General features: G+C 64.2%; 13 protein-coding genes. 10 read left to right on the top strand and 3 right to left on the bottom strand.

The genetic code is table 11. From position 1 onward, the window contains the following. The first annotated feature begins 15 nt into the window (after window positions 1–15). The 3 genes from Cth01_RS06830 (at window position 16) to Cth01_RS06820 (ending at window position 5,166) form a co-directional block, all read left to right on the top strand. On the top strand, window positions 16–3,312 hold the full coding sequence (locus Cth01_RS06830; RefSeq protein ID WP_045838813.1) for an acetyl-CoA carboxylase family protein: 3,297 nt from the start codon (window positions 16–18) through the stop codon (window positions 3,310–3,312). Between the two features lie 211 nt (window positions 3,313–3,523). After that, entirely contained in the window at window positions 3,524–4,666 is a 1,143-nt protein-coding gene (locus Cth01_RS06825; protein ID WP_045838812.1) for an aminotransferase class V-fold PLP-dependent enzyme, read from the top strand. Between the two features lie 89 nt (window positions 4,667–4,755). Then, entirely contained in the window at window positions 4,756–5,166 is a 411-nt protein-coding gene (locus Cth01_RS06820) for an FKBP-type peptidyl-prolyl cis-trans isomerase (RefSeq protein WP_045838811.1), read from the top strand. On the opposite strand, the gene norR is transcribed toward Cth01_RS06820, so the two are convergent. Further along, on the bottom strand, window positions 5,167–6,753 hold the full coding sequence (gene norR / locus Cth01_RS06815) for a nitric oxide reductase transcriptional regulator NorR (RefSeq protein ID WP_045838810.1): 1,587 nt from the start codon (window positions 6,751–6,753) through the stop codon (window positions 5,167–5,169). A gap of 159 nt (window positions 6,754–6,912) precedes the next feature. On the opposite strand from norR, the gene hmpA reads away from it, so the two are divergent. Continuing rightward, on the top strand, window positions 6,913–8,091 hold the full coding sequence (gene hmpA / locus Cth01_RS06810) for an NO-inducible flavohemoprotein (protein ID WP_045838809.1): 1,179 nt from the start codon (window positions 6,913–6,915) through the stop codon (window positions 8,089–8,091). Between the two features lie 82 nt (window positions 8,092–8,173). Here the strand turns inward: hmpA and Cth01_RS06805 are convergent, their stop codons facing one another. Together Cth01_RS06805 and Cth01_RS06800 are read right to left on the bottom strand one after the other, a co-directional pair. Further along, a complete protein-coding gene (locus tag Cth01_RS06805) occupies window positions 8,174–8,881 on the bottom strand; it encodes a hypothetical protein (protein WP_034377325.1) in 708 nt (235 codons plus the stop codon). Window positions 8,882–8,892: 11 nt separating this feature from the next. Beyond that, entirely contained in the window at window positions 8,893–9,138 is a 246-nt protein-coding gene (locus Cth01_RS06800; RefSeq protein WP_034377324.1) for a DUF3297 family protein, read from the bottom strand. 519 nt (window positions 9,139–9,657) lie between these two features. On the opposite strand from Cth01_RS06800, the gene Cth01_RS06795 reads away from it, so the two are divergent. From Cth01_RS06795 to Cth01_RS06770, 6 genes are all read left to right on the top strand, one after another. Next, window positions 9,658–11,070 carry a TackOD1 domain-containing metal-binding protein gene (locus tag Cth01_RS06795; RefSeq protein ID WP_045838808.1) on the top strand — a complete coding sequence of 471 codons (1,413 nt, stop codon included), beginning with the start codon at window positions 9,658–9,660 and terminating at the stop codon, window positions 11,068–11,070. Between the two features lie 2 nt (window positions 11,071–11,072). After that, window positions 11,073–12,401 carry a glycosyltransferase family 2 protein gene (locus Cth01_RS06790; protein WP_034377322.1) on the top strand — a complete coding sequence of 443 codons (1,329 nt, stop codon included), beginning with the start codon at window positions 11,073–11,075 and terminating at the stop codon, window positions 12,399–12,401. Window positions 12,402–12,411: 10 nt separating this feature from the next. Continuing rightward, window positions 12,412–14,688, top strand: a complete 2,277-nt coding sequence (locus Cth01_RS06785; RefSeq protein WP_052088064.1) for a TolC family protein — start codon at window positions 12,412–12,414, stop codon at window positions 14,686–14,688. Beyond that, window positions 14,685–15,815: an HlyD family secretion protein gene (locus Cth01_RS06780; RefSeq protein WP_034377321.1), complete on the top strand. Its 1,131-nt coding sequence runs from the start codon at window positions 14,685–14,687 to the stop codon at window positions 15,813–15,815. The genes Cth01_RS06785 and Cth01_RS06780 overlap by 4 nt, the downstream gene beginning before the upstream one ends. Before the next feature lie 67 nt (window positions 15,816–15,882). After that, window positions 15,883–17,208 (top strand): DUF445 domain-containing protein, encoded by a 1,326-nt coding sequence (locus Cth01_RS06775; protein ID WP_034377320.1) that lies wholly within the window; start codon window positions 15,883–15,885, stop codon window positions 17,206–17,208. 349 nt (window positions 17,209–17,557) lie between these two features. Beyond that, the gene (locus Cth01_RS06770; protein ID WP_045838807.1) at window positions 17,558–19,579 is read left to right on the top strand and encodes a ligand-gated channel protein; all 2,022 of its coding nucleotides are present in this window, start codon (window positions 17,558–17,560) and stop codon (window positions 19,577–19,579) included. The last annotated feature ends 45 nt before the right edge of the window (window positions 19,580–19,624 follow it).

Here is a 19,624-nt window from a genome sequence, read left to right as displayed (position 1 = left end):
TAAAACGAGAGTCCTATGTTCAAGAAAGTCCTGATCGCCAACCGCGGTGAAATCGCGCTGCGCATCATCCGTGCGCTGCAGGAGCTGGGCATTGCCAGCCTGGCGGTGTACGCCGCCGACGATGCGGAGGCCCCACATGTGCAGGCCGCAGACGAGGCGCTGGCACTGGGCGCCAGCGGCCCGGCTGCCTATCTCGATGGCGCGCAGCTGCTACGGATTGCCCAGCAGCACGGTTGCGATGCACTGCACCCGGGCTATGGCTTTCTCAGCGAGAACGCAGACTTTTCGCGCGCCTGTGCGGCAGCGGGGCTGCGCTTCATCGGTCCGACGCCTGAGCAACTGGCGCTGCTTGGCGACAAGGCCAGGGCCCGCGCGCTGGCGCAGCAATGCGGCGTGCCCCTGATGCCCGGCAGCACCGAGGCCGTGACGCTGGAGCAGGCCCAGCAGTTCTTTGCGCGCCAGCAGGCCGACGGGGCCAGCGGCATCATGATCAAGGCCATCGGCGGCGGCGGCGGGCGCGGCATGCGCGCGGTCACCGAGGCTGGCGAGGTGGCGGCCGCCTACCAGCGCTGCCGCAGCGAGGCCCAGGCAGCCTTTGGCGTGGATGGCGTCTATGTCGAGCGGCTGATGAGCGGCGCGCGCCATATCGAGATCCAGCTGCTGGGTGACGGCAGCGAATGGCCGATGGCGCTGGGCGAGCGCGAATGCACGCTGCAGCGGCGCTTTCAGAAGCTGGTGGAGATTGCGCCCAGCCCGAGCCTGACGCAGCCGCTGCGCGAGCGCATCACCGAGGATGCGCTGCGCATGGCAGCCAAGCTGCGCTACGAAAGCCTGGGCACGTTCGAGTTCCTGGTCGACCTGCAATCCCAGTCCCTGCCCTATGTGTTCATCGAGGCCAACCCGCGCCTGCAGGTGGAGCACACGATTACCGAAGAAGTCTTTGGCGTCGATCTGGTGCAGGCCCAGATCCGCATTGCGGCGGGCGAGCATTTTGCCGACCTGGGCCTGAATGTGAATGCACCGCCCCGGCCGCGCGGCTATGCCATGCAGTGGCGCATCAATGCCGAAACCCTCGATGCCCAGGGCAACTCCCGCCCCGGCAGCGGCCGCATTGCCGAGCTGCACTGGCCGCAAGGCCCCGGCATACGCCTGGACAGCCATGCGCAGCAGGGTGCCAGCCCGTCGCCGCATTACGACACCTTGCTGGCCAAGCTCGTCGTGCACAGCAACGCGCCGCGTTTTGAGGATGTGCTGCGCCGCTCCCGGCGCGCGCTGGCCGACTGCCGCATCGTGGGCCTGGCCACCAATCTGCCGCTGCTGAAGGCCCTGGCGCAGCGGCCCGAGATGCAGGATCAGACCGTGCACACGCGCTGGCTGGAAGAGGTCCTGCCGCAGCTGGTGGATGCTGCAGAAAAGATAGCTTCAAGCACAATTCATTCAAAGAATTCAGATGCTTTTGCTTCTGAAAGCAAGGTACTTCAAGCGCAGCAAGCTCCTGAAAATGCTGTGCTGGCCCCCATGCCAGCCAGGGTCGTGCAGTGGTCTGTTGCGGTGGGTGAGACGGTGGCCAAGGGCGCCGAGCTGGGCATTCTCGAAGCCATGAAGATGCAGCATGTGCTGTTCGCGCAGGCGGCGGGCCGGGTCCAGGCGCTGCTGGCGGAGGCCGGCAGCTATGTGGCGCAGGACCAGGCCTTGCTGGTGCTCGCGCCCGTTCAGGGCGATGCAGCGCATGCCGAGGTGGTGCCGCAGCGGCAGGACCCGGGCCACATCCGGGCCGATCTGCAGCGCGTCAGAGATCGCCATGGCTTCACGCTCGATGCAGCGCGGCCCGAGGCCATGGCCAGGCGCCATGCCCAGGGCAGCCGCAGCGCGCGCGAGAACATTGCCGATCTCTGCGATGAAGGCAGCTTCATCGAGTACGGCGCGCTGGCGATTGCCGCGCAGACACGCAGGCGCAGCCTCGACGATCTGGTGGCTAACACGCCGGCCGACGGCATGGTCACGGGCATGGGCTCCATCAATGCCGCGCAGTTCGGCGCGGAGCGGTCGCGCGCCGTGGTCATGTCCTATGACGCCACGGTGCTGGCGGGCACCCAGGGGGCGCGCAATCACGCCAAGACCGACCGCATGCTGGGCATCGCGCTGCAGCAGAAACTGCCCGTGGTGCTGTTTGCCGAAGGCGGCGGGGGCAGGCCCGGCGATACCGACACACCCGTGGTCGCGGGCCTGCATGTGCATACCTTCGCGGCCTATGCGGCGCTCTCGGGTCAGGTGCCCGTGGTGGGTATCACCCATGGCCGCTGCTTTGCGGGCAATGCGGCGCTGCTGGGTTGCAGCGATGTGATCATCGCCACGCGCAGCAGCAATATCGGCATGGGCGGACCGGCCATGATCGAGGGCGGCGGCCTGGGTGTCTTCCGTCCCGAGGAAGTCGGCCCCGCCAGCGTGCAGCATGCGAATGGCGTGATCGATATCCTGGTCGACGGCGAGGCCCAGGCCGTGGCCGCGGCCAGGCACTATCTGTCCTTCTTCCAGGGGCGGGTCGAGCAATGGTCCGAGCCCGATCAGCGTCTGCTGCGCCAGGTCGTGCCCGAGAACCGCCTGCGTGCCTACGATACGCGCGCAGCCATGGCCGGGTTGGTGGACGAGGGCAGCCTGCTGATGCTGAGAACCGGCTTCGGCGCCGGCATCCACACGGCGCTGGCGCGCATCGAGGGGCGGCCCGTGGGACTGATAGCCAACAACCCGGGCCATCTGGGCGGCGCCATCGATGCCGATGCGGCCGACAAGGCGGCGCGTTTCATGCAGTTGTGCAATGCCCACGGCATCGCCATCGTCAGCCTGGTCGATACGCCCGGCTTCATGGTCGGGCCGGAGATCGAGAAAACCGCCCAGGTGCGCCATGTCAGCCGGCTGTTCGTCATGGCGGCCAAGCTGCGCGTCCCATACTTCAGCGTGGTGCTGCGCAAGGGCTATGGCCTGGGCGCCATGGGCATGACGGCGGGCAGCTTTCATGCGCCCATCTTCAATGTGGCCTGGCCCACGGGCGAGTTCGGCGCCATGGGCCTGGAAGGGGCTGTGCGGCTGGGCTTTCGCAAGGAGCTCGAAGCCCTGCCGGAGGGCGCGCAGCGCGAGGAGCTGTTTGAGAGGCTGCTGGCCCAGCAATACGCGCATGGCGAGGCCATGCACATGGCGGCCACGCTGGAAGTCGATGCCGTCATCGACCCTGCGGAGACCCGCGCCTGGCTGGTGCGCGGCCTGGCCGGTGCGCGACTGCGCGAGGAAGGCGGCCGCTTTGTGGACACATGGTAAACGCTGATGGGGGCATCGAGATTTCAGCGTTTAATCGGTTGAAATCTCCGATGTGCAAAGCGCTTGCAGCTCATGTTTTTGATATGAACTGCATACGCAAAACCATATTCCGGCTCATGCTAAGCTGAATGTCTTGCACCAGCGCCCCGGCGGCCCAACGTCTGCTCCGGGGTGTTTTTGACTGCCCAGTATTTGCGATTGGAGATATCCCATGCCCGGACTTTTGCCCGACGTTGATCCCGATGGCCTGCTCGAATTCTCGGTGGTCTACACCGATAGAGCGCTCAACCACATGTCCAAGAAGTTCGTGGGTGTGATGCAGGACATCCTGGGCATGCTCAAGGACGTCTATCACGCCAACACGGCCGTGCTGATTCCCGGCAGCGGCACTTTCGGCATGGAAGCCGTGGCGCGCCAGTTCGCCAATCGCGAGCGGGTGCTGATCGTGCGCAATGGCTGGTTCAGCTATCGCTGGACGCAGATCTTCGATGCCGATGCGGGCCTGGGTGGCGGCTCCGTGGTCTGCAAGGCGCGCAAGCAGGGCGAGGGCAGCCAGGACCCCTGGGCGCCATGCCCGGCCGCCGATGTGGCCGAGACCATTCGCGTGGAGCGTCCCAAAGTGGTGTTTGCCCCGCATGTGGAGACGGCCAGCGGCATCATGCTGCCCGATGAATACCTGCGTACCGTCGCCGATGCCGCGCACGAGGTTGGCGCGCTATTCGTGCTGGACTGCGTGGCATCCGGCGCCATGTGGGTCGATATGGAAAAAACCGGCGTGGACGTGCTGATCTCGGCGCCGCAAAAGGGCTGGAGCAGCTCGCCTTGCTGCGCCATGGTCATGCTCTCGGCGCGCGCCCGCGAGGCCATAGAGCACACGCAGAGCTCCAGCTTCTCCTGCGACCTGAAGAAGTGGATGCAGATTGCCGAGGGCTACGAAAAAGGCCAGCACGCCTATCACACCACCATGCCCACGGACGCGCTGCTGCGCTTGCGCGACGTGATGCTGGAGACGCGCAAATACGGCTTTGCCAAGGTGCGCGAAGAACAGATGGAACTGGGTCGCAAGGTGCGCGAGCTGCTGCAGTTGCGCGGCTTCCCCAGCGTCGCGGCCGAGGGCTACAAGGCGCCTGGCGTGGTCGTGAGCTACACCACTGACGCGGAAATCCAGAGCGGCCGTGCCTTCCTCAAGGTGGGCTTGCAGACCGCCTCGGGCGTTCCGCTGCAATGCGATGAAGGCCCGGACTTCAAAACCTTCCGCATCGGCCTGTTCGGCCTGGACAAATGGCATGACTCGGATCGCTCCGTGGCGCATCTGTCCAAGGCACTGGACGATATCGGCATGGCCCGGACCTGAGTCAATGCAGCCGGCAGCATGGCTGCCATGACATTTTTTCGACCCGACTTCGTAATAAAGTCGGGTTTTGTTTATTCAGCGCATCCGATATGAAAAAAGCAGTCTCCGTGATCGGGTTTGTATTTGCTCTGGGCGTTGGCGCAGTGGTTCATGCTGCGCCAGTCACCACCGCCAGCGGGCTGATCTATGAAAGCCAGGTCGAAGGCAGCGGGCCCAGTCCCAAGGCGACGGACACCGTCAAGGTGCACTACCGCGGCTACTTTCCCGATACCGGCAAGGAGTTCGACAGCTCCTATGCACGCAAGCAGCCCATCGAGTTCCCGCTCACTGGCGTGATTCCCTGCTGGACCGAGGGCGTGCAGAAGATGAAAGTGGGCGGCAAGGCCAAGCTGACATGCCCTCCCGGCATAGCCTATGGCAGCCGTGGTGCAGGCCGTGCCGTTCCCCCCAATGCCACGCTGAACTTCGATGTGGAGCTGCTGGGCATCCAGGGCCGCTGATCAAGGCCTGTCGATCTCAAGCCGCTTGGCCAGGCGCTGCAGATTGGCTCGATCGAGCTGCAGCTCGCGCGCTGCGGCGGCCCAGCTGCCCCGGTGACGGGCCAGGCTGGAGCTGACCAGCTGGCGTTCATAGGCGCTGACGGCGGCGCGCAGACCGGCCTCGGGCGCAGCCGCCGGTGTGGCCGGGTCCATGGGGGCTGTAGCCTGTGCGGCGGCAGGCGCCTCGGCCCGCTCCCAGAGATCGGCAAGTCCCAGGGTCACGATGCGCAGCCTGGTTCCCGCGCGGCTGGCGCTGCCGTCATTGCGGCTCAGGGCCCTGAGCACGGCGCGGCTGATGCAGTGCTCGAGCTCGCGCACATTGCCGGGCCAGTTGCGATTGAGCAAGGCCGCCTGTGCGGCCGCATCCAGGCGCAGGCCGCCCAGCCTGAGCCTGGAGCGGTTCTCCTCGAGGAAATAGCCCGCCAACTGCAGCACGTCGCTGTCGCGCTCTCGCAGCGGCGGCACGGCGAGCGGATAGACATTGAGGCGGTGATAGAAGTCCGCGCGCATGCGCCCGGCGTGGACTTCCGCAGCCAGGTCACGGTTGGTAGCGGCGATCACGCGCACATCCACATGGTGCTCCCGGTCCGAGCCCAGGCGCTGCAGCTGGCCGCTTTGCAGCACGCGCAGCAGCTTGGCCTGCACGGGCAGCGACAGTTCGCCGACCTCGTCCAGGAACAGCGTGCCCTGATGCGCCTGTTCGAACTTGCCGCTGCGCTCGCTCAGTGCTCCCGTGAAGGCCCCGCGCACATGGCCGAACAGCTCGCTCTCGACCAGGTTGTCGGGCAGGGCCGCGCAGTTGATGCTGATCATGGGCTTGTCGGCACGGCCCGACTGCGCATGCACGGCCTGGGCCACCAGCTCCTTGCCGGTGCCGGTTTCGCCGGTGACGAGCACGCAAAGATCGCTGGCTGCGACCAGGGCAATGTCTTTCTGCAGCTGGCGCATGACGGGGCTTGCGCCCTGCAGTCCGCGCTCCTGTGGCGCGGCGGGACTGGCAGAGCCGGTGGCGCCGCGCGCGAGCTGGGACAGCTGGTGCACGCGCTCGGCCGTGGCCACGGTGGCTGCGGCCAGATTGCTAAAGGCCTGCAGCATGGCCAGCGCCGCGGGGTCGGCGAACCGGCCCGGCTCCAGTGCGTCCAGCGTCAGCAGTCCCCAGGGCAGGCCGCCCAGCTGCAGCACGCAGCCCATGCAGTCATGCACATGCAGCTCGCTGATGGCCTGGCCTTTGTGCGCCACCAGCCCGTCATAGGGATCGGGCAGGGGACTGTCGGGTTCAAAGCGCATGGCCTGGCCGGCCGCCAGCAACTGGGCAAAGCGCGGATGCTCGCCCAGGCGAAAGCGCCGGCCCAGCGTGTCCGGCATCAGGCCGTCGATCGCCATGGGGCGCAGCCATTCGCCTTCGAGCTTCAGCAGGGCGACGGCATCGGCGGGCAACAGATTGCGCAGTGCGGCCAGCAGACGGCGCAGACGTTCGCGCTCGGACAGGTCCTGGGCCAGATCGGCGATCAGCGGGCTGACGGCGTTGAGAATGTGAGATGTTGTCATAACGACATCGTATGGTGTCAATGAGACAGCAATTGATGGATGTCATATTGACGCATATTTTTGCAAGCCATTGTTCTGCAATGGTCTTGTTGCTGGCACGCCGTTTGCATTTATCCGCTCAAGCCTTGCAGCTGGCAAGGCAGCAACCAGGAGATTTGCATGCTTACCGAACGTCAACGCGAGATCGTCAAGGCCACCGTACCGCTGCTGGAAACCGGCGGCGAGGCCCTGATCACGCATTTCTACCAGACCATGCTGGGTGAGTATCCCGAGGTGCGCCCGCTGTTCAACCAGGCGCACCAGCAAAGCGGTGCTCAGCCGCGAGCATTGGCACATAGCGTGCTGATGTATGCCAAGAACATCGACCGACTGGAAAACCTGGGCAATCTGCCTGCGCAAATCATCAACAAGCATGTGGCGCTGCAGGTACAGGCCGAGCATTACCCCATCGTCGGTGCCTGCCTGCTGCGCGCCATTCGCGAGGTGCTGGGGGCAGAGATCGCCACGGATGAGGTGATCGCCGCCTGGGCCGCCGCCTATCAGCAGCTGGCCGATATCCTGATCGGTGCGGAGCGCGCGGTGTACGAGCAGACTGCGGCAGTCGAAGGCGGCTGGCGTGGTGCGCGTGCCTTCAAGCTGGTGCGCAAAGAGGCCGAAAGCGCCGAGATCACGTCCTTCTATCTGGAACCCGTGGACGGCGGCGCGGTGATTGCCCATCAGCCAGGCCAGTACATCGGCCTGCGCGTGGTAGTCGACGGCCTGGAGCAGCGCCGCAACTACTCGCTGTCGGCGCCTGCCAACGGCAAGAGCTATCGCATCAGCGTCAAGCGCGAGGCCGGCGGCAAGGTCTCCAACCATTTGCACGACCAGCTGCACGTGGGCGATACGCTGGAGCTGTTCCCGCCTGCCGGCCATTTCACCTTGCAGGCCAATGCCAAGCCCCTGGTGCTGATCAGCGGCGGTGTGGGCATCACGCCCACGCTGCCCATGCTGCAGGCCGCGCTGCCCACGGGGCGCGAGATCACCTTCATCCACTGCGCGCGTGATCGCGGCGTGCATGCCTTCCGCGAGAAGATCGATGCGCTGGCTAACAGCCACGAGCAGCTCACACGCCGCTATTGTTACGACCAGGCGGACGCGGGCGACGAGGTCGATGCCCAGGGCCTGCTGAGCACCGACCGACTGGCCCAGTGGCTGCCTGAGTCACGCGATGCCGATGTCTACTTCCTGGGCCCGCGCGGCTTCATGCGCAGCGTCAAGCAGTCGCTGCGCGAGCTGGGCGTGCCCGAGGCCCAGGTGCACTATGAGTTCTTCGGTCCTGCGGAAGCGCTGGCTTGAGCGAGCTGAATGCTATTGAATAAATAGCTTTATGCGCTTGGTGTGAAAGGAGTAGAGGCTGAAAAGGCTTGAACTCAAGTCTTCAGTCTCTTCCATGCACTATGGTGTGAATGATTTCCCTGCCATCCAGGATGCGGCTGACACCATTGAACCAGCGGCAGTCGGTGTGGATGTTGGCGTAGTGATCCATCCAATCCAGCGTGATGGGTGAAATGCAGACCAGACGCTGGCTCTGCAGACCAGCATCAAACACTTGTGCGCGGAACTGGCTCAGGTTGGCGGGGCAATCCATCTCTTGAGCAAAGCACTGCCATGCAGCATGCAAAGCCGTGGCGTCTGCTGCGCGCAATCGTGTTTCAGCCTCGGAGGCTTCCGCGGGACTGGTTTGCTGCCAGTCGCTGATTTGCCCCTGCTGCAGGGTGGCCTTGACGCAGTGCCCTGCATCGCCGAAGACCAGCGCTTGAGCATCGCTCAGGCTGTGTACATAGAGTCTGTTGGACTCTGGCACTTCTGCGGCAAAGCGTTGCAGCAGCGGTATGTCCATCCCTAAAACGAAGCTGCTGCAAAGCGCGGGCTGTACAGCGATGGCTTCGGGTCGCAGCACCTGCTGCACCCAGGTTTGCCAAGGCAGCGGAAGCCCGGGCATCAACCATCCCAGCTCGCCCTCCGTGATTCTGTGTCGCAGCCCGGCCTCTTGCCTTTGTCCATCGGCGATCTGGCTGCGAGAGTATGGCCGCACGGCATTCAGCTCACGCTTGAGCTGGCGCTTGTTCAGGCGTTGTGCGGCCACGGGGACTGGGTTTAGCGGTAATACGCCTCGACCGTACCCTTGAGCTTGATCAACAGGGGCTTGCCCTTGCGGTCCAGGGTCTTGCCAGCGGGCACCTTGACCCAGCCCTCGCTCACGCAGTATTCCTCGACGTCAAAGCGGTCCTTGCCGTTGAAGCGGATGCCGATGTCGTGCTCGAACACGGCGGCCACATGGTGAGGGCTGCGAGGGTCGATGGACAGGTGGTCGGGCAGTTCGGGGCGTTGTATGTCGGTCATATCGTGCGGATCCAAAAACGCCTATTGTCCTCTGCTTTGCTGGCTAGTCAGGTGAGCTCATGCCATGAGTCCCTGCTTTTCTTCCTTCGTGAAAACAAGCTGTTGGACTACTTTTGGCAATTCCTGGGGTTATTGACTGCCGCAAATGTTACCTGTGCGTGCGCCAGATGGCCGGTTCGGTTTTACATGTCTGCATGCAGTTTCCGCTGAGTCGCTGCTCATGTGTGTCGACGGTGACTTTTTGTGTCGGTTTGCGTTGCCACCCTGAGAGGCCCAAGGGAAGTTCGGGCTGATGAAAACCCGAATTGATAAGGCAGGAACAGCGTGAATGTCCAACTCTGTATGTGGATGTAGCGTAACGGCTGTACAGCCTGTTTGTTTGCCAAAGGCAACTTGGTTTTCAAAGTTTAAAAGCTATGAAAACGGTAGTCGAAGCTTCACTTCCAAACCGAAAAATGAGCTCTCCGAAACAGCGCCCCGAGCTTGTGCAGCCCGGCGCGCGCAACAAAGGAGAGTCTGATGGATACAGCCATCCGCACCAAGGCAGGCTTGGTTTTTCTGGGGCCACTCACCACAGCCGTCCCTGAGTCAGAGCGATCTGTCTCCTATCAGGATCTGGATGCGCTGATGCACTCCGGTGTACAGCCGCAGGGCATTTATTTGCGTGCCGTGCCGCACCAGGTCTGGCGCAAATGGCTCAATCGCACCCGCCAGAGCGACTGGTGGAGCCTGCCGGTCTTTGCGGAACCGGCGCTGCGCGACGCGCAGCCGTACGTGGATGCGCTGTGCAGCGTGGAGCGGGCACACGAAATCACCGAGGGCATGGCCTTGCGCCGCCAGATGCTTCCCGATCCTGGTGATGTGCTGGGGCTGGAGGAGCGTCTGCTGTACTTCCTCTACGAACGCGGGCCGCAGACGGGCTTTCGGCCGCTACTCGACCGCGACAGCGACCAGCTCTACCGCTATCCGGTCGCGGAGCAACTGGCCTGCGCACAGGAGAGCGTGTCCCAGGCGCTGGAGGAGCTGCGCCGCCGCGGGCTGCTGCGCTCCGAGGGGCTGGTGGACCGCACCCGGCTGTGCTCGGGTTGCGGCTCGGCGCACATCCATTTCGTGGACGTATGCCCGCATTGCCAGAGCCTGGACATCCGACGCGAGTCAATGCTGCACTGCTTTGCCTGCGGCCATGTCGGCGCCGAATCGCAGTTCGTTGAAGGCGGTGCGCTGGACTGCCCCAAATGCCATGTGCATTTGCGTCACATCGGCGTGGACTACGACAAGCCGCTGGCCCAGTACCACTGCCGTAGCTGCCAGCGCTCATCGGTCGATTCCATGGTCCAGGCGCGCTGCCTGGACTGTGCGCGCACGAGCACGCCCGACGAGCTGGAGGTGCGTGAAGTCGCCACGCTAATGCTGAGCGCCAGTGGGCGTCAGGCTGCGCGCAATGGCGGAGTGGGCGAGGCCTACCCGCCGCTGAAGGCGCGCAACTATGTGGACCCGCAGGGCTTCAAGCGCATGTTGGGCTGGGCCAGCGACATCCAGGCGCGCAACCCGCAGTTCAGCTTCCACCTGATGCGCATGGAGCTCGAGCATAAGGGGCTACCGGCGCAGCAACTCAGCCCCTGGCAGATCACCGAGCTGCTGGACGAACTCGCCGTGCGCCTGAATGCCCAGCTGCGCGAGTCCGACCTGATTACCCGCGTGGATGAGCACAGCCTGTGGGTGATCCTGCCATACACGATGCCGCAGGGCCTGCAAAGCCGCATCGAGAAAACCATGGAAAAGCTGGCCGAGGAAGAGGGTGAAGCCAAGCGCCTGGCCCTTTCGGTGCACCTGCGTAGCATGGAAGTCAAGGCCATGAACGACGGCAGCGAAGCACCGTCCGCGAGCAATCTGATGCGGAAGATGCAGGCCGACACGCTGCAAGAGGCCTGACCATGTGGCAGCAGTTTGTGGAATCTTTCTTGCTGCTGGCGCACAGCTTCAGCACGCGGGGCGCATGGGATCAGGCATTCAACCTGTTCCCGTTCATCGTCCTGCTGGAGCTGCCGTTCTATGTGCTGGTCGTCGGCGGGATGCTGCGCTACGGGTTGCGCCATTGGCGTGTTCCGGTCCGGCGCCTGCAATACCCGTCCGTGTCCTGCCTGATCACCTGTTATTCCGAAGGCGATGATGTGCGCAAGACCATCAGCTCCTTGGTGAATCAGCGCTATGCGGGGCGCATCCAGATCATTCCGATCATCGATGGAGCTATCAAGAACAGCGACACGCTGCATGCGGCACTGTCCGAGGCCAAACGCTGGGAAGGTACCGAGGGGCGGCGCGAAGTCACCGTGCTGCCCAAGTGGCAGCGCGGCGGCCGGGTGTCTTCGCTGAATGCGGGGCTGACGCTGGCCACGGGCGACGTGGTGATGGCACTGGACGGCGATACCTCGTTCGACAACGACATGGTGGAGAACGCCACACGCCACTTCGACGATCCACTGGTGGCGGGGGTTGCGGGCAATCTGCGTGTGCGCAACCAGGGCAGAAACCTGGTGACCAAGATGCAGGGGCTGGAATACATGCTCTCCATCAGCGGTGGCAAAACGGGCCTGTCCGAGTTCAACATCGTCAACAACATCTCGGGTGCCTTTGGAGTGTTCCGGACTTCGCTGGTCCGGCACCTTGGCGGTTGGGACGCGGGGACGGCGGAGGACCTGGACATGACGCTGCGCATCAAGCAGTACTTCGGCCGCTACAGCGGCATGCGCATCAAGTTCGAGCCGCATGCCATGGGGCATACCGACGCACCGGAATCCTGGCGCGTGTTCTTCAAGCAGCGCTTGCGCTGGGACGGGGACATGTACTACCTGTTCGTGCGCAAGTACCGTTTCAACCTGCGGCCTTCGTTGCTGGGGTGGCCGAACTTCCTTTTCACCCTTATCAACGGCCTGCTCATGCAACTGGTGCTGCCCTATCTGATCGTGGGATCGCTGGCAATGCTGCTGTTCATCCAGCCGCTGGGCATCGTGCTGGGCACGCTGGCTTTCGTCTACCTGGGCTATCTGCTGTTGCTATTGGCCTACTACCTGGTCTATCTGGCCACGGTGTCGGAGCGTATCCGGTTGGACCTGTCCTATCTGCCGTACCTGCCGTTGTTTCCTCTCTTTGCCTTCGTGACCCGGGTGCACAGCGGCTACGCCATCCTGGTGGAAGCGCTGACCCATTCGCACCTGGACTCGTCCATGGCGCCCAATTGGGTGCTGCGCAAGAACAAATTCTAAAAACCAACGCATGAAACCATTTTCCCTTCACTACCTGCCGGGTGGGCCGCACCGCGTCCGTGCCCTGAGCGGCCTGATAGGCGTCAGCCTGCTGGCTTCCATGCTGGGAACAAGCGCGAGCGCGCAGACTGCCACTGCCGTATCCGCAGCGTCTGAGGCGCGTGCTCCTGTCGCTTCCGCCGACACGGGCCAGCCCTGGAGCTGGGCCGACCTGCAGGCCTGGAGCGCGGAGCAGGGGCCAGCCGTGCGGCTGGCGCGCCTCAAGGAGCATGTGGCCGGCAGCAACCTCAAGCTGGTCGAGTCGGACAACGGTGCACGGCTTATCGCGGCTGCCGGCCTGGCACGCGCCAAGGAGCCGGTGACGGATACCCTGAACCGCAACTACAGCCGCCTGTCGGGGCAGGCTGGTCTGCGCTGGAGTTTTCTGGGCGCCGAGGAAGCACGCCGGCGCAATGTGCAGGAGGCCAGGACCGAGCAACTGAGCAGTACCGCGCAGACCCAGCTTCTGCAGGCCCAGGCCGTGACGGAGCTGGGACGGCTGTATGTGCGCTATCTGCGCAGCCAGCAGCGCGAGCAGGTAGCGCGGGCCTATCTGTCCACGCGCTCCCTGATCGAGGGCAGGCTGCAGGAGCGCGTGGCTGGCGGCCACATGCTGCGCTCTGAAGGGCTGGACCTGCAGGGCTACTACGAAGCCGCGCAGAACCGCGTGGCCAAGGAGAAGGAAGTGCAGCGCGCAGCCTTGCAGCAAATGGGCTTTTTGACTGGCCGCCGTCTGCGCGCCCAGTCGGTGCCGGCTCTGGCCCTGCCGCAGACCTGCATGAATCCGGCCATGCTGCAGGATGCGCTCAGCACGCATCCCGCGCTGGAATCTGCACGCTATGCGATGGAAGGATTGCGGGAGCAGGCCCGGCACACGCGCTATGGCGGAGTGACGGGCGGCGTGCAACTGAGCCAGAGCCTGAGCAAGGATTTCGGCGGCAGCCCCGGCCATGCGACGGCCGTGGCGGTGGATGTGTCCATCCCCCTGCAATGGCGCAGTCAGAAGGATGCGATGGCGGCCAAACTGCAGGGCCAGTATGACGAGGCGGCCGAGCAATACGCGCAGACCCAGGGCAAGCTGCAGCTGGAGCAGCAGACCGTGCTGGAGCAGTACAGGTTGAGCCAGGTCGAACTCAAGAGCAGGGCCCAGCGCTATGCAGCGGCCACCGAAGGGCTGCGTGTGGCGCAGCTGCGCGCGCCCAGCCTCGGCGGTGACGGCATGGTGCAGACCATCAAGGCAGACAACGGCCGCTACGAGGCGGCGGTGCGCTATATCAGCGCCGCCGAAGAAGAGGATCTGGCGGCCATGGACATGCTGTATTACACGCGTGGTTGCAGCTTGCAGGTGCGTAGCGACGACCCGCTGCAGGCTGCGGTGCTGCAGCGTACTGGTGCCGCAGCTTCCGCAGTGGGTGCTGACGGACTGGTAGCAGTGGCGCAGCAGACCAGGCTCAGCGAGGAAGCGGGCGTTGCCAAACCCGCTGCAGCCGCTGCAGCCGCCGCACCTGCGGGAACCGGCTGGTATGCATGGAAAGGCTGGCAATGGGTGCAGCAGCCGGCCCGCATCGACCAACTGCCGCAAGGCACGCAGCGCCTTCTGGTGTCGTTCACCGAAGAGCAGTTGCAGCGCCTGGCGGCCGACGAGCAGGCTCGCCAGGGACTGGAGCAGCTGGCGCAGCGTGCGCGCCAGCGCGGCATCCGGCTGGAGCTGCTGCTGGGCGAGCCGACCTGGGTGCTGCCCAAGGGGCGCGGCAACATGCTGGCGCTGCTGCAGAAGGTGCAATCCATGCCGTTCGGCATGGTCCACCTGGATCTGGAGCGCAGCCAATTGCCCGAGGTACAGCAAAAGGACTGGGGCCGCAATGTGCTCGACAGCCTGCAGGAGGCGGTGGCCCAAAGCCGCCTGCCGGTCTCGCTGACGACCCACCACCGCGAACTGCGCGAACCCGGCTTTCTACAGGCCCTGCAGAAGGCCGGTGTCAAGGAAGTCGTGCCCATGATCTACAGCGCCAATGCGCAGAGCACGGTGAACGCGATCAAGCAGCTGCCGCCCATGCCTCAGGGGCTGGACCTGGCCGTGGCGCAAAGCATTGAAAAGGAATTGCCCTCGGAAGAGAGCTTGTTTCGCATAGGCAGGCGCCAGGCACTGGTTCATTGGCAGGGCGTGGCACAAGCGCTGCGGACGGTGCCCGGTTTCAAAGGCGTCGTCGTGCAGTCCTGGGAAGACTATATGGAGGCTCAACCGTGAAGATCCAATTCAATGCTCCGCCGGCTTCGGCGGAAGTCAGCAATGGCATTCCCGTCAAGTACGACAACGTCAAGCGCAAGGTGCCGCGCTGGCGCTGGTATCTGGTGCTGGGCATTGTGCTGCTGATACCCTTGTACTTTGTCTACAAAACCGTGAGCAGTACGGTGCTGCGGGCTTCGCCCGGCATGGTGGTCATCGACCAGGTCGTGGTGCGTGCACCGATCACGGGCCAGGTGGAGCAAGTCGCCCCGGAGGGGCAGGCCACTGAGCAGGGCGAGCGCGTGCTGCGTGTGGTGCAAAAGCAGGTGCCCACGCCAGCGGCCGGTACGGTGCAGGCTGCCGACGTGGTGGCCAGTTCCGCGGACCATACCTATGCGATGCAGCGCCAGGATCTGCAGGGCCAGCAAAAGGCCTTGCAGTCCAGTCTGCAGGCCGTGCAGGGCCGCATGTCTCTGATGCAGGATCGCGTGCGGCAGATTGATGAGCTGTTCCGCCAGGGCGCGGCCACGCGCCAGGAAGTGGACGCAGCACGCCTGCAGATGCTGCAGGCACAGGCCGAGGTTGGCCGCGCCCAGCGCGAAATCCTGGTCGCCAGCCAGCAGCAGAGCGCCCTGTATCTGCAGGCGGCCAAGGATGCTGCGGCCACGCGTCAGGCTGTCGGTCTGGCACAGGCCGGCAACATCACGCCGGTTGCGGATCTGATGGCGCCCGTGCCCTCGCAAGTGGTGCGCAGCTTCGTCAAGGCCGGCGAATGGGTGGTGGCCGGAGACGAGCTGATGGTGCTGCAGACGCGCAAGGCGCCCTGGGTCCAGGCCTATCTGACGCCCCAGCACCTGAGGTACGCGCGCAAGGGCCAGAAGGCCACGCTGGTCTTCCTGGACGGGCAGAAGGTGCCGGCCGAGGTCGATGAGGTCTTCTCGGAAACCCAGCGTGTCCCGGCCGAGCGCGTGGGCCCGATGGAGTCGCAAAGCGCCGCGGTGGTGGTCAAGCTGCGTCCGCTGCAGGCCCTGCCTGCCGAGCACCGCGTCAACCGCCTGCCCATTGATGTGCGCTTTGAGAGAAGCTGGTGGCCCTGGAGCCAGGACCCTCGGCTTGCTGATTTCACGGCAAACGTCAAGGTCGGCTGACCCGTCCGATGCTGGCGGCAGCCCTGGGCTGCAGACGAGCGGGCCGAGAGGCCGTATGCTCTAGCGCATGCTCACGTCTGAACAACGTCGCTCACTGCAGCAGGCCAAGCGCATGCCGCTGGTTCTGCTGCTGCTGGTGGCCGCAGGTTTCATTGCCACTGCGCTGGCCGGCTCGCGCTGGGCCATAGAGGGGCAGGCCGTGCCTTTATGGCTGGTCTGTCTGCGCGGCATTTGCGAGGCGGCGATGGTAGGGGCGCTGGCCGACTGGTTTGCCGTGACGGCCCTGTTTCGTCATATTCCGCTGCCGCTGGTGGGGCGGCACACGGCCATCATCTCGCGCAACAAGGATCGCATAGGCCGCAACCTGGCCACTTTCGTGCGCGACAAGTTTCTCGACGCGCCTTCGCTGGTGGCGCTGATCGAGCGCAACAACCCCGCCCAGGCGCTGGCGGACTGGCTGACGGCTCCCGCCAACAGCCAGCTGCTGGGCAGGCAGGTGGCGCGGCTGGCGCTGGCCGCGCTGGAGATGGTGCAGGACAAGCAGGTAGAGAAATTTCTGACCCAGTCGCTCAAGGCCGTGATGCAGCATGTGGATCTGTCGCGCGCGGCGGCATCGCTGCTGTCGGGGCTGACGGCGGGCGGGCGCCACCAGGAGGTGCTCGACGATGTGCTGGCGCGCATCAGCCGCGTGCTGCGCCAGGAGCAGACCCATGTGCTGATCGCGCAGACCATCGTGGTCTGGCTCAAGCGTGAGCACCCGATCAAGGAAAAAATGCTGCCCACCGACTGGCTCAGCGACAAGGGTGCCAGTCTGATTGCCAGCGCTCTGGACAGCCTGCTGCAGGACGTGGCCCAGAACCCCGGCCACCGTCTGCGCGAGGCCTTCGACAGCTCCATACAGCGCCTGATCGACGGTCTGCAGAACGACCCGGTCTACGCCGAGAGGGTAGAAAAACTGCGCAACTATCTGCTGCATGACGAGAAGCTGGCCGTCTATCTGCGCGAGCTATGGGCAGGCTGGCGCACCAAGCTGGAGCGCGATCTGGCCGACGAAAACTCGGCCATGGCGCGGCGTGCAGCCGTGATGGGGCGCTGGCTGGGCCAGGCACTGGCGCATGATGAGGCGCTGCGCAACTCCATGAACGAGCGCCTCAAGCGCTGGGCGACCACGCTGGCTCCCGATGTCTCGCAGTTCATCGCCAGACATATTGCCGACACGGTGCAGCGCTGGGATGCGGAGCAACTGGCCACGCTGATAGAGGCGCATATCGGCAAGGATCTTCAGTACATACGCATCAACGGTACGCTGGTGGGCGGCGCCATCGGTTTGCTGCTGTTTCTCATCTCGCATGCCGCGGCCCTGTGGCGCAGCCTGCTGGCCTGGCTGGGATAAAGTTCTATGAGCCGCAGCCGGTGCCAGTTGACGCTGGTTAGCGTCCTTGTCAAAGTACTTAACAGTAAAAATTCTTTGGAAGGCCTGTTGGTTGCGGTTACAATGAGAATTATTCGCAACAAGAAGACCTTGCGGTAATCTTTGACTCAGCCAGGCATGCACATTGAATGACTGCATGCCGCCATGCCCAGCTGCATGGTTTAGCCAGGACGATCTCTGCGCAGATCGTGATTGCCTTCTTCATCACTCCAACAGCGCGAATGCTTCGCTGACCTGCACCTGCTGTTCGTGGCTTTGGCCATGAGGCGCAGCCGTGTCTGGTCGATGTGCATCTTCTTCCAAACTCATCATGCAAATTCATGCAGCCGCTGCTGCAGGCCTGGCCATGGCCTGCGCGTCTTCGTCTTTCCGTCCTCTGTTCACCACCCGCCGGTCGCTGCGTCCTGTGCTGGGCATGGCGCTGGCTGCAGCAGGCCTGCTGACCCACGGGCTGACGGCGGCGCAGGAGAAATCTCTGGAGACCGTGGTGGTCACGGCCTCGGGCTTCGAGCAGGAGATCAAGGATGCGCCGGCATCGATTTCCGTCATCACACGCGAAGAGCTGGAAAAAGGCAGCTACAACAATCTGCATGATGCGCTGCGCGACGTGCCAGGCGTGAATCTGGTGCCTTCGGACAACAATTCCAACGACATCAGCCTGCGCGGCATGGGCGTGAACTACACCCTGATCCTGGTGGACGGCAAGCGCACCAATACCCGCGAAACCCAGGCCAACGGCTCCACCGGCACCGACCAGAGCTGGGTGCCGCCGCTGGAGGCGATAGAGCGCATCGAAGTGGTGCGCGGTCCCATGTCCTCGCTCTACGGCTCTGACGCCATGGGGGGCGTGATCAACATCATCACGCGCAAGGTGGCCAAGGAGTGGATGGGCTCCATCCGCACCGAAGCCACGCTGCAGGAGCGCTCGTCCTCGGGCAATATCTACCAGAGCAATTTCTATCTGTCCGGCCCCATACAGACCGATCTGCTGGGCCTGAGCATCTACGGCAACTACAACAAGCGCGGCGAGGACAACATCCTCAACGGCTACAACGACTACGAAAACCGCGCGCTCAACGTCAAGCTGGCGCTGACGCCCAACAAGGACCACGACATCATTGCCGAGCTGGGCACGGGCAAGCAGCACTACACATCGACACCGGGCAAGACGCTGGCGGCCACGGCCGCACTCAGCGACCGCAAGTTCGAGCGCGACAACTTCTCGCTGCAGCACAAGGGACGCTGGGGCTGGGCATCTTCGGACACCTATCTGCAGCAGGAGAAGACGCGCAATCTGTCGCGCGACATGACCATCAAGAACACGGTCTTCAACAGCAGCTGGGTGGCGCCGCTGGGGGCCAGCCATCTGCTGACCACGGGCGTGAGCTACAACGAGCAGGACCTGACGGACACCACCACCAACACCTTGCCCAATGCCAGCCGCACCAGCATCAACCGCAGCCAGTGGGCCGTGTTTGCCGAGGACGAATGGCGTCTGCACAAGGACTTCGCACTGACCGGTGGCCTGCGCTACGACCATGACAGCCAGGCCGGCGGCCAGGTCAGCCCGCGCCTGTATGGCGTGTGGAATCTGGCCCCGCAGTGGACGGTCAAGGGCGGCGTCTCCACGGGCTTTCGTGCGCCGTCGCTGCGTCAGACCGTGGGTGACTGGGGCCAGAGCAGCCGTGGCGGCAATATCTACGGCAACCCCGATCTGAAGCCCGAGACCTCGCTGACCAAGGAAATCGGCGTGCTCTACGATAGCGGCGCCGGCACCACGGCGGGGCTGACGGTATTCGACAACGAGTTCGAGGACAAGATCACCCGCGTGGCCTGCCCCAGCTGCGGCCCGCTCAACAGCTCGGGCCGCGTGCCCACCACGAACATCAATGTGGATAACGCCATCACGCGCGGCCTGGAGGCTTCGCTGGGCACCCAGCTGAGCAAGACGCTGCGCCTGAAGACCAGCTACACCTTCACCAAGTCCGAGCAAAAGAGCGGCGAGTTTGCAGGCCTGCCGCTGAACCAGCTGCCGCGCCATCTGTTCAATGTCTCGCTGGACTGGAGTCCCACGGCCCAGCTCAACGGCTGGCTCAAGGCGTCCTATCGCGGCAAGGAAAGCGCACCCACGGGCGGAGCGTCCTCGGGCAGCTTCACCCAGAAGAGCTACACCATGCTGGATCTGGGCGGCTCCTACAAGCTCAACAAGACCGTCACGCTGTACGCGGGCATCTACAACCTGCTGGACAAGCAGGTCATCTATGACGGCGTCAATTACGACACCGTGCTCGACGGCCGCCGCTACTGGCTGGGCATGAACGTCAAGTTCTGATCCTCGCCATCGCAGCCGTTGCCGCAATGCCCGGCAAGGGCTGCC

Origin of the sequence: Comamonas thiooxydans, from assembly GCF_000964545.1 — a bacterium.
Classification (GTDB): Bacteria; Pseudomonadota; Gammaproteobacteria; order Burkholderiales; family Burkholderiaceae_C; genus Comamonas; species Comamonas thiooxydans.
Note: the sequence above shows the minus strand (reverse complement) of the source record. Positions and strands in the feature narration are given on the sequence as shown.

Excerpts from the sequence above, each read along its gene's own strand:
- Cth01_RS06775 (WP_034377320.1), top strand. The coding sequence starts at position 15,883 with ATGCTCACGTCTGAACAACGTCGCTCACTGCAGCAGGCCAAGCGCATG.
- Cth01_RS06785 (WP_052088064.1), top strand. The coding sequence starts at position 12,412 with ATGAAACCATTTTCCCTTCACTACCTGCCGGGTGGGCCGCACCGCGTC.
- Cth01_RS06790 (WP_034377322.1), top strand. The coding sequence starts at position 11,073 with ATGTGGCAGCAGTTTGTGGAATCTTTCTTGCTGCTGGCGCACAGCTTC.
- hmpA (WP_045838809.1), top strand. The coding sequence starts at position 6,913 with ATGCTTACCGAACGTCAACGCGAGATCGTCAAGGCCACCGTACCGCTG.
- Cth01_RS06830 (WP_045838813.1), top strand. The coding sequence starts at position 16 with ATGTTCAAGAAAGTCCTGATCGCCAACCGCGGTGAAATCGCGCTGCGC.
- Cth01_RS06800 (WP_034377324.1), bottom strand. The coding sequence starts at position 9,138 with ATGACCGACATACAACGCCCCGAACTGCCCGACCACCTGTCCATCGAC.
- norR (WP_045838810.1), bottom strand. The coding sequence starts at position 6,753 with ATGACAACATCTCACATTCTCAACGCCGTCAGCCCGCTGATCGCCGAT.
- Cth01_RS06770 (WP_045838807.1), top strand. The coding sequence starts at position 17,558 with ATGCAAATTCATGCAGCCGCTGCTGCAGGCCTGGCCATGGCCTGCGCG.
- Cth01_RS06795 (WP_045838808.1), top strand. The coding sequence starts at position 9,658 with ATGGATACAGCCATCCGCACCAAGGCAGGCTTGGTTTTTCTGGGGCCA.
- Cth01_RS06820 (WP_045838811.1), top strand. The coding sequence starts at position 4,756 with ATGAAAAAAGCAGTCTCCGTGATCGGGTTTGTATTTGCTCTGGGCGTT.
- Cth01_RS06825 (WP_045838812.1), top strand. The coding sequence starts at position 3,524 with ATGCCCGGACTTTTGCCCGACGTTGATCCCGATGGCCTGCTCGAATTC.